General features: G+C 62.7%; 7 protein-coding genes. 5 read left to right on the plus strand and 2 right to left on the minus strand.

The features are described 5' to 3' along the window. Nucleotides 1–501 precede the first annotated feature (501 nt). Nucleotides 502–1,128 (plus strand): TetR/AcrR family transcriptional regulator, encoded by a 627-nt coding sequence (locus tag VKR55_RS27620; protein ID WP_324408426.1) that lies wholly within the window; start codon nt 502–504, stop codon nt 1,126–1,128. A gap of 6 nt (nt 1,129–1,134) precedes the next feature. On the opposite strand, the gene VKR55_RS27625 is transcribed toward VKR55_RS27620, so the two are convergent. Together VKR55_RS27625 and VKR55_RS27630 are read right to left on the minus strand one after the other, a co-directional pair. Then, nucleotides 1,135–1,710, minus strand: coding sequence for a hypothetical protein (locus tag VKR55_RS27625; RefSeq protein WP_324408419.1), 576 nt, complete (start codon nt 1,708–1,710; stop codon nt 1,135–1,137). A gap of 108 nt (nt 1,711–1,818) precedes the next feature. Next, entirely contained in the window at nt 1,819–3,912 is a 2,094-nt protein-coding gene (locus tag VKR55_RS27630) for a molybdopterin oxidoreductase family protein (RefSeq protein WP_324408420.1), read from the minus strand. A gap of 552 nt (nt 3,913–4,464) precedes the next feature. On the opposite strand from VKR55_RS27630, the gene VKR55_RS27635 reads away from it, so the two are divergent. From VKR55_RS27635 to VKR55_RS27650, 4 genes are all read left to right on the plus strand, one after another. Then, on the plus strand, nt 4,465–6,597 hold the full coding sequence (locus tag VKR55_RS27635; RefSeq protein ID WP_324408422.1) for a hybrid sensor histidine kinase/response regulator: 2,133 nt from the start codon (nt 4,465–4,467) through the stop codon (nt 6,595–6,597). Nucleotides 6,598–6,759: 162 nt separating this feature from the next. Further along, nucleotides 6,760–7,737 carry a Bug family tripartite tricarboxylate transporter substrate binding protein gene (locus VKR55_RS27640; protein ID WP_414642472.1) on the plus strand — a complete coding sequence of 326 codons (978 nt, stop codon included), beginning with the start codon at nt 6,760–6,762 and terminating at the stop codon, nt 7,735–7,737. An 18-nt stretch (nt 7,738–7,755) separates the two neighbouring features. Further along, nucleotides 7,756–8,223 carry a (2Fe-2S)-binding protein gene (locus VKR55_RS27645; RefSeq protein WP_324408429.1) on the plus strand — a complete coding sequence of 156 codons (468 nt, stop codon included), beginning with the start codon at nt 7,756–7,758 and terminating at the stop codon, nt 8,221–8,223. Beyond that, the coding region (locus tag VKR55_RS27650; protein WP_324408424.1) for a xanthine dehydrogenase family protein molybdopterin-binding subunit at nt 8,220–10,311 on the plus strand (2,092 nt) is incomplete at its 3' end. The genes VKR55_RS27645 and VKR55_RS27650, both read left to right, overlap by 4 nt.

Below are 10,311 nucleotides of genomic sequence, written 5' to 3' on the forward strand. Positions count from 1 at the left end.
TTACGGGTTCTCGAGGCTCGGCAGGTCGACGGAACGTGAAGTGCAGATGTCCGAGGCCGAATACCAAAAGCCTATCGGTACACGACGCGAGCGCCGCGCAAGGGTTCGATGTCGGGACATGGTGACTCCTTTGTTTGGAATTTGCATCGAACTGCCCTCGCCTCATGTCAATTCGCCGAGAAAGCGCAGGCTGCCGAACAGCCTGCCGGGCCGGCGCGAACGTTGCGGTCTCTCCCCCGACTGGCGGAGCGACCGCCAGGCTCGCTTCACCTGCTCGCGCTCGAGAGCCCGCGCCGCCCGTTCGGAGAGAATGCCTGCGACGTCGCAGGCGCTAGCGATGCGTTCGACTGGAGCCATCACCAAGTGAGTAACGATCCGGCCAAAACCGTTCACGAAGGCTACGGCATCGCCGATGAAGGTGGTGGCGATCTGGACAATGACGGGTTGCATTTGCTGCGTCTCCGAGTTATTTTGAACAATGTTCACATTGGTACGCAAAAAATGAACAATGTTCAAGAAGAAACTTTGCGCGAGCAAAAAAAAGGGAAAAGGCGGGTGTTGGTCCTGGAGATCGCCCGCCGCTTGATCGCCTCTAAGGGATTGAGATCATTGAAAGTTCGCGACGTCGCCGAGGCCGCGGACTGCTCTATCGGCAGCGTCTATAACGAGTTCGGCGATTTCGACGGGGTGATTCTCACGGTCAATCGCGAGACGGTTCAGGCGCTTACCGCCCGCCTCGTCGCGGTGCCTGCGGATGACCCGATCCGTCAGCTCCATGGGCTGGCAGCGACCTATCTCGAGTTTGCGAGCGAGCATGCCAATCTCTTGCGCTCGCTGTTCGAGCACCGGATGGAAGAAGATCGCCCCTTTCCCGAGGACATCCTGATCATGGTCATGGACGCCTTCAATCTGATGCACGAGCCGCTGGTGCGGCTGATGCCGGACCGCGATCCCAGGGACGTCGCGCTGCTGTCGCGGATGATGTTCTCGGCCGTGCACGGCATCATCTCGCTCGGGCTCGAGGAGCGCATGGTTGCGGTGCCGCCGGAAAGCCTGCGCCAGCAGGTGGCGCAGTTCGTCGACACGCATCTGAAGGGGCTGGGTATCTTGAAGCCGGAGGTGAGCTAGCGGCGTTCAAGCCGCCACGTTGAGATACTCGACGCTGTAGTACGCTGTGAGGTAGACGAGCGCGATCAGGGCAAGCACGAGGTGGGCCCGCTTGTTGATGAAGATCATTCCCGTACCCGCAATCACCAGCATCACTCCCGTCTTGATCGGATAGGCGATGCCGAGCATGTGCCACCGCGCCGCGCCCTTCAGCGACGTGTCGATCATGTCCATCAACGTGATAAGCGCGATCAGGCCGAAGAACCAGTAACGCCGCTCGATGAGATAGTCTTCGTACCGGCCATATTTTTCAGCGTCGTCGGGGAAGAGCAACGCCGAGAGCACGAAATAGAGCGAGCAGTAGATGATGACGAAGAGATAGCTGGAGAAGGTCCATGTCGGCACCCTGCTCAGCGCGAACTCCCACCACCAGAACGTCATGACGGACATCAGCGCCCACAGCACCCAGCTCATGTGAATGAGCGACCAGGAGTCACGGCGCTCGATCAGCAAGGCGATGCCGTTCAGGAGCTTTGTAATGCTGAGGCCGAGCACGATCGCAAGCACGATCCGAACGTGGAAAAAGATATGGTCCGAGCCCACTTCGACTCACCCCCGGTGAATTTCAGCTTTCCTGCACGACAACGCACCGTCATGCAACGCCGCGCGTGTCACGCCGCGGCGAGGCATCGTCGTCGCAAGATGAGAGAATCAGGCGGCAACCCCGGCTTTCCTGATCCAGACCTTGTTGTCGTGGAAGGCCGCGCCGCCGATCGGCGCCACCGCTTCGGCGCCGGTCAGCACATTGATGCCCTTGCCGCCGATATGCTCGCGGTTCGGATGGATCGATTCCGCGATCAGGACGCCGCGGCGAACGCCGTCGAAGTGTTTTGCGATCAGCGTGGTCTCGCCGCGGGGGTTGCCGAGCGTCACGGCATCGCCGTCGGCGATGTCGAGCGCGGCGGCATCGAGCGGATGGATCATCACCGAGGCGTTGCCTTCGCGGGCCTGCGACGACGGCGTCTCGTTGAAGGTCGTATTGAGGAAGCTCCGCGAAGGGCTGGTCGCAAGGCGGAACGGATGGGCTTCGTCCGCCTCCTCGATCACCCGCCAATGGTCCGGCAGTCCCGGCATCTTGTCGACGTCACCCATCACGAGGCCGAAAGGCGGATGCGCCCAGTCGGCCTTGAAGTGGAATTTCTTGTCGGCATGGGCAAAACCGTCGAGATAATGCGAGGTGCGGAAATCCGGCTGCAGGTCGCGCCAGATGTCCGCCTCGAGGCCCGCGATATCGCCATGGCCGGAGAGCTTCAGCGTGGCGTCGATCAATTCGCGCGGCGTCATTTCAAAGCCGGGATGGCTGATCTTCAGGCGGCGGGCGAGGCCCTGCAGCACCTCGTGGTTGCTGCGGCATTCGCCGGGCGGATCGATCAGCTTGGGGCCGACCGAAATATACTGATGGCCGCCGCCGTAATAGAGATCGTCGTGCTCCATGAACATGGTCGCCGGCAAAACGATGTCGGCCATCTGCGCGGTTTCGGTCATGAACTGCTCATGCACCACCATGAACAGGTCCTCGCGCGCAAAGCCTTTGCGCACGAGATTCTGCTCCGGCGCGACGGTGACCGGATTGGTGTTCTGGATCAGCATCGCCTTGACCGGGCCGCCGCCTTTCAAAGCCTCGGTGTCGCCGGTCAGGATGCGGCCGATCTTGGACTGATCGAGCCAGCGCGTGGTGTGGTCGATCGCATCATGGCCTTCGATGATCTGCTCGTTAAAGTGCCAGAGCGCATAATTGTTGAAGAAGGCCCCGCCCCCTTCATACTGCCAGGCGCCGGTCACAGCGGGAATGCAGAGCGCCGCATGCATCTGGGCGGCGCCGTTGCGGCTGCGGGTAAAACCATAGCCCAAGCGGAAGAAGGTGCGCTTGGTTTCGCCGACCGCGCGGGCAAAGGCCTCGATCTCAGAAACCGGCACGCCGCAGATCGCCGACGCCCATTCCGGCGTGCGTGTCCTCAAATGCGCCTCAAGCTCGGCCGGGCAATCCGTGTATTTCTCCATATAGGCGCGATCGGCATAGCCGTCTCGGAACAGCACGTGCATCACGCCGCAGGCGAAGGCGCCATCGGTGCCGGGCCGCAGGATGATCTTGATGTCGGCCTGCTTCATCGTGTCGTTGTTGTAAACATCGACGGCGGCAATGCGCGCGCCGCGCTCCTTCTTGGCGCGCGCGGCATGGGTCATCACATTGACCTGGGTATTGACGGGATTGGTGCCCCAGATCACGATGAGATCGGACACGCCCATCTCGCGCGGATCGACGCCGGCGATCTTGCCGGTGCCGATGGCGAAACCGACGCGGGCGATGTTGGCGCAGATCGTCTGATAGAAGCGAGAATACTTCTTGACATTGGCGAGGCGATTGATGCCGTCGCGCATCACGACGCCCATCGTGCCGGCGTAGTAGTAGGGCCAGACGGATTCGGCGCCGAACTCGCGCTCGGCCTGGTCAAAGCGCGCCGCGATCTCGTCCAGGGCTTCGTCCCAGGATATCCGTGCAAACTGGCCCGACCCTTTCGAGCCGATCCGACGCATCGGAAACGTCACCCTCTCGGGATGATGGATGCGCTCGGCATAACGCGCGACCTTGGCGCAGACGACCCCAGCCGTGTAGGTCTGCTTCTTGGACCCCCTCACCCGGCCGATCGACTGGCCGCCGATCACCTCGACGTCGAGCGCACAAGCCGACGGGCAGTCATGCGGGCAGGTGGAATGGCGGATTTCGATCCTGGGAAGCTGGTTCATAACGGGACGGTAACACCAAAAATTGGGACCGCCGAGTGCATTTATCCCGCAGTCCCATGCGAAATCCGCAGCCGGATGGGGCTACGCGCCGAGATACGCCCCGCCGTTGGCGTGGATCGCCTATCCCGCGATGGAGCGCACAGCGGTCCGCACAGGAACCGCGCGATGCCGGCGACGTCGTCCGGCTTGCCGCGGTTGGGGGTGATGATGCGGCGGGTGAAGTGATGCGCCGGCTCCGGCTTGTCCCTGGGCCGGATCGTGCCGATCAATCCTGGCACCACGCAATTGACGTTGATGCCGTCGTGCCGATGTCATGCGCCAGCGCACGGGTAAAGCCGATCAGGGCCGCCTTTGCGCTCACGACATCGACGCGACCCGGGGGCGCCCGTATGCGCGCTCAAGGTTCGGGGCGGCCTTACAATGGGTGCCTTTGAACCCGCATCATATTCGCCTTTTTGAATCTATCTGACCTAATTCGTGCGACGGTTGTGACACCTCAATCGGCCGATTGTGTTCCGGCCAAAATTGAGTAGCCTCTCACAGAGGAAGCTCATGAAGGCTCGACGCGACAGAGCTCTGTGGTCCCTGCGCTTGATCTTGATCGCGTGCGCGACACTGCCCGCACTGCTGTTCGCCTATGCCTCATGGGCCAGTTACAAATCGGCTTTTGCCGCCGCGGACGAGAATATCACACGCTCTCTCGACATCGCAGTTGGGCACGCCCAGGCCGTATTTCAGTCGACCTTCGTCACGATCGACAGCGTCGAGCAGATCACGCGGGGGCGCTCAGCCGAAAACATGCGCGCGCAGGAGTCCGAGCTCAACCAGCGTCTCAGGGAGATGCGCGCTGCAATTCCCGATATCGAATCGATCTGGCTGTTCAACTCCGCAGGCCGCCCGATTGCATCATCGCTGCTGATCCCGGTACCATCCGACCTTGACGTGTCGGGCACCAAATTCTTCACCTCGCAGCGCGATCCCCACGCACCGGTCTTCATCGGACCGGTTTTCTCGCCCCAGGCGACAGCCCGCAACATCTTTCCGGTCAGCAAGCGGCGCATCGACGAGACCGGCAACTTCAAGGGGGTCATCGAGGTTTCGATCCAGCCTTCCGCGTTCGAGTCGTTCTTTGCCGGGATTGCCCGCGGCACCACGGCGAGCCTCACTCTGATTTGCAAGGACGGCTCGATCCTGGCGCGATATCCGCTTCCCGCGACCGTCGGTATCAAGCTCGACCCGACATCGGGTTTCGCAACCACGATCGCACGTTCCCCGCAGGGCGGGCGCTTCACCGTCGTTTCCGCGATTGATCACATCGAACGACGTTTCGCCTTGCGCAAATTGCCGGGATTTCCGGTTTACGTCGCGGCCAGCCTAGCGACGAATGACATTCGCCGTGGCTGGCTCCTGACGATGGCGAGCCAGCTCGTTTACGGCCTCCCGGCTACCGTGCTGCTGATCGCGCTGGTGTTGCTTGCAGAGCGCCGCACCAAGGCGTTCTACGCCGAAGCGGAAAGCCGGCAGGCCGTGGAGGCTAATCTCCGCCAATCGCAGAAAATGGACGCTGTCGGCCAACTGACGGGCGGCATCGCCCACGACTTCAACAATCTCCTGACGATCATCATCGGCAATCTGCAGATGGCGCTGAAGCACGAGCACGATGCCAAAATACAGAGGACGCTCTCGAATGCGCTGGCCGGAGCGGAACGGGCTGCAGCATTGACCAAGCGCCTGCTTTCATTTTCGCGCCGCCAGCCGCTCGACCCGAGCATCGTCGATGCCGACCGCCTGATCGCCGGACTGTCGGACCTGCTCAACCGGACACTCGGCGAAAAAGTGTCGATCGAGACCGTCGCGAGCGCGGGTCTGTGGCAGACGGAAGTCGACACCGCCGAGTTGGAATCCGCGATCGTCAACCTTGCGATCAATGCCCGCGACGCCATGCTCGATGGCGGGAAGCTGACGATTGAGACCGGCAACGCCTTCCTCGATGAAGACTACTGTCGCCTCTTCGAAGACTTGAAGCCGGGGCAATACGTCATGATCTCCGTCACCGACACCGGTTGCGGCATGCCGAGCGAGATCGCGGACAAGGCGACCGAGCCCTTCTTCACGACCAAGCCCGCCGGCGAGGGCACTGGCCTCGGGCTCAGCCAGGTCTACGGCTTCGTCAAGCAAAGCGGCGGGCATTTGCGGATCTACAGCGAGCTTGGCGAAGGCACGACCGTCAGGATGTACCTGCCGCGCTGTCTTTCAAGCGCTCCGGAACTTGCGCCCACCTCCCAGGGTGAAAGACTTCAGCAGGGATCGGGCGAAACCATCCTCGTCGTCGAAGATGACCCCGATGTTCGCGCCTACGTCGTCGAAGCCCTCAGCGGCGTCGGATACCGCGTTGTAGAGGCCGGCGATGCCGAGGCGGCTCTGACGGCTTTCGCCTCCAACTCAGAAATTCACTTGATGCTGACCGATGTGGTCATGCCCGGCATGAACGGACGCGCCCTGGCCGACATGGTCAGGCAGTCGCACCCCGCGGTCAAGACGCTGTTCATGACGGGATATTCGCGCAACGCCATCGTGCATCAAGGACGTCTTGATCCGGGCGTCTCCCTGATTCAAAAACCGTTTTCGCAAGCTTCCCTGGCTGCCAGGATACGTAGCCTGCTCGACGCGCAGCTGGCGCCCTGAGCCTGCGGTGTCACAGCCCGCGATGTTCCTCCCGCTCGGGCATGTCGCGACACCAAACCTCAAGTCTTATTCCAGCGGCTGCCCCATAGTCTATCGTCGACAGCCGGTTCATGTTGCAGCTAGATTGCTGCCCAAACAAACAAGGTCTTTCGGGAGAGGCGAATGGCGGGCTTCAGGTTTGCGCGGCTCCTGGCGATCGCGCTTTCGATGGTGCCATTTGTCGGCTCGCCATCGCATGCCGAGGATTATCCGGCGCGGCCAATCAAGATCATCGTTCCCTTCGGCCCCGGCGGCCCGGCTGACGTTGCGGCGCGGCTGATCGGCAATGTCCTGCAGAAGAGCATGGGCCAGCCCTTCGTGGTCGAGAACCGCACCGGCGCGGGCGGCGTGATCGGCACACAGGAAGTCGTGAAGTCGCCGGCCGATGGCTACACGCTCCTGATGATGTCGAACACCCAGACGGCGAATGAATCGCTGATGCCGATGGCGCAGCGCAAATATGATCTGATGCGCGATCTCGTGCCGATTGCGCCGATCAACTATTCGGACCTCGTCATCGTCGTGCATCCTTCGGTTCAGGCCAAGACGCTCGCCGAGTTCATTGCGCTTGCGAAATCGCAACCGGGTAAATTGAACTATGCGTCCTCGGGCCAGGGCACGCCCTATCACATGGCCGGCGAGCTCTTCAAAAGCATGGCCGGGATCGACGTTGTCCATGTGCCTTACCGCAATAGCGGCGATGCACGCACGGGCGTGATCAGCGGACAGGTGCAGATGATGATCGACGCGGTGCCGGCGATGGCGCCGAACATCGCCGCAAACCAGGTGCGTGCGCTCGCGACCACCGGCGCCAAGCGTTCGAACGTATTGCCTGACGTGCCGACCGCGAGCGAAGCCGGCGTGCCCGGCTATGAAGCGACGATCTGGCTCGGGCTGATGGCCCCTCGCGGCACGCCGAAGCCGATCATCGAGAAGCTCAATGGAGCGATCAATGCGTTCGTAAGGCGACCCGAGATCATCAGTCTCTGGAAAAAGCAGGGCGCGCTGCCAATGTCGATGACGACGGAAGAATTCGACAAATACCTGCGCGGCGATATTGCGAAATGGGCCGAAGTCGTCAAAAAATTCAACAAGTCCTGATCCTGTCTCTTGCCCGTCATGCCGAGCATCCGCTTTCATCTCAATGGCGCACCGACCGAGATTGACGCCGACCCTGACGGCTCGCTGCTAGACCTGTTGCGCGGTCGGCTCGGGCTGACTGGGCCGCATTTCGGCTGCGGGAGCGGCGAATGCGGCGCCTGCCGGGTGCTGGTCGGCGATCACGCGGTGACCTCCTGCGACACGCCGCTATGGTCGATCGCAGGCAAGGAGGTGACAACGCTCGAGGGGCTCGGAAGCGAGGCGCAGCCGCATCCGCTGCAACGCGCCTTCATCGCCGAACAGGCGATGCAATGCGGCTATTGCGTCTCCGGCATTTTGATGAGCGCCGCAGCGCTGTTGAGGCAGAACCCGAAGCCGACGGAGAGCGAGGTGCGCACCGCACTCGACCGCAACCTCTGCCGCTGCGGCTCGCAGAACCGCATGGTGCGCGCGATCCTGCGCGCCGCCGATGAGGCCGCGACATGAGCAGCGCCGCGCCCACCTTACCTGTCAGCCTCGCAGCCAATCCGCGGCTGTCGTCATGGGTGAAGTTTTCAAGTGATGGGCGGGTGACGGTCTCGCCGGGCAAGGTCGAGATCGGACAGGGCATCGTCACCGCGTTGGCGCAGATCGCGGCCGACGAACTCGATGTCGAATTCGGCCGCGTGCAAATGGTGCGCGCGACGACCGCAGCGAGCCCGAACGAAGGCGTCACCTCCGGCAGTCTCTCGATCCAGCAATCCGGCCGCGCGGTGCGCGCCGCCTGTGCCGAAATCCGGAGCATCTTTCTGGCGGCGGCCGCGGATCGGCTCGGCGTCGATGCGACTGCGCTGGCGATCGAAGACGGAACGATCTCGGGTCCCGGCAATGTCAGGACCAGCTATTGGGAGCTTGCCGACGACGTGTCGCTCGATCGCGAGGCAACGCCGCGTGCGAGGGCAAAGCCGATCGCGCGGCGCGCGCTCGCCGGCCATTCGGTCGAGCGCCTCGATATTCCCGACAAGGTCTTTGGTGTCAGGCGGTTCATCCACGACATCGCCCTGCCCGGCTTGCTGCATGGCCGCGTGATGCGCCCGGAAAATTCGCGCGCGAAGCTGGTTGGCCTGAAGGACGATGCGGCACGCGCCGTTCCCGGTTTTGTGGCCACCGTGCGCAACGGCAGCTTTGCCGGCGTGGTTTGCGAGACCGAATCTGCAGCCAACGCTACGCTTGCCGCATTGCGCAAGGGCGCCATCTGGTCTGACGGCGAAGCGCTGCCGGACGAGAACGATCTTGCCGCTTTTCTGAAGGCGCAGCCCGTTGAATCAACCGTCATCGACGTCCGGACGGCGCAGAATCCCTCATCGAAGGCGCGCACGCTGCGGCGGCAATATGCGCGCCCTTATATCGCACATGCCTCGATCGCCCCGTCCTGCGCGATGGCGCAATGGAGCGGCAGCGATCGCGTCCATGTCTGGACTCACAGCCAGGGCGTCTATCTCCTGCGCAACGACCTCGCGCTGGTGCTGAAGCTACCGCTCGAGAACATCACGGTCGAGCATCTGGAAGGCGCCGGCTGCTACGGCCATAACCCGGCCGACGACGTCGCGCTCGACGCGGTGCTGCTGGCGAAAGCCGCCGGCGGCAGACCGGTGCGGGTACAATGGTCGCGCGCGGACGAGCTGACGCACGGCCCGTTTGGCGCGGCGATGGCGATTGAGATCGAGGCCGATCTCGATGCGAAGGGCGAGATCGTCGAATGGCGGCATTCGATCTGGAGCAATGGGCATGCGGCACGCCCGGGCCGCGGCACCAAGCCGACGCTGCTCGCCGGCTACGAACTGGGAAATCCGTTTCCGATCGCGATCTCGGGAAATCCGCCGCAGGCCAATGGCGGCGGCGGCGACCGCAACGCGGTCCCGCTCTATGATTTTCCGGCCTGGAGGATCGAAAGCCATCGCCTGCTCACCATGCCGGTGCGCACCTCGGCGCTGCGAACGCTGGGTGCGCAGGGGAACGTGTTTGCGATCGAATGCTTTCTGGACGAGATCGCGGCCGAGAGCGGCGAGGATCCCGTCGCTTTCCGCCTACGCCATTTGAAGGACGAGCGCGCCAGGGACGTGATCCGCGCCGCCGCCAGGCGCGCGAACTGGAAGCCCTCGGCAAAACCCGGGAGCGGCTACGGCGTCGCCTATTCCCGCTACAAAAATACCGGGGCCTATTGTGCCGTTGTCGCCGAGATCGAGGGCGATGAAGAGATCCGCGTGAAGAAACTGACGCTCGCCGTTGATGTCGGCGAGGCCATCAATCCGGACGGCGTGATCAACCAGATCGAGGGCGGTGCGATCCAGGCCACGAGCTGGGTGCTGAAGGAGCGCGTGCGCTTCGATCGCCATCGCATCACCAGCAACAGTTGGACGGAGTATCCGATCTTACGCTTTTCCGAGGTGCCGCAGGTTGATGTCGAGGTGATCCAGCGCTCGGAGATCGATCCGGTGGGTGCTGGCGAAGCGGCGCATGGCCCGGTCACCGCGGCGATTGCGAACGCCGTGTTCGATTGTCTCGGCGTGCGAGTCCGCAACTTGCCGATCACCC

It is taken from the genome of Bradyrhizobium sp., from assembly GCF_035309285.1.
In the GTDB taxonomy this organism is placed as follows: Bacteria; Pseudomonadota; Alphaproteobacteria; order Rhizobiales; family Xanthobacteraceae; genus Bradyrhizobium.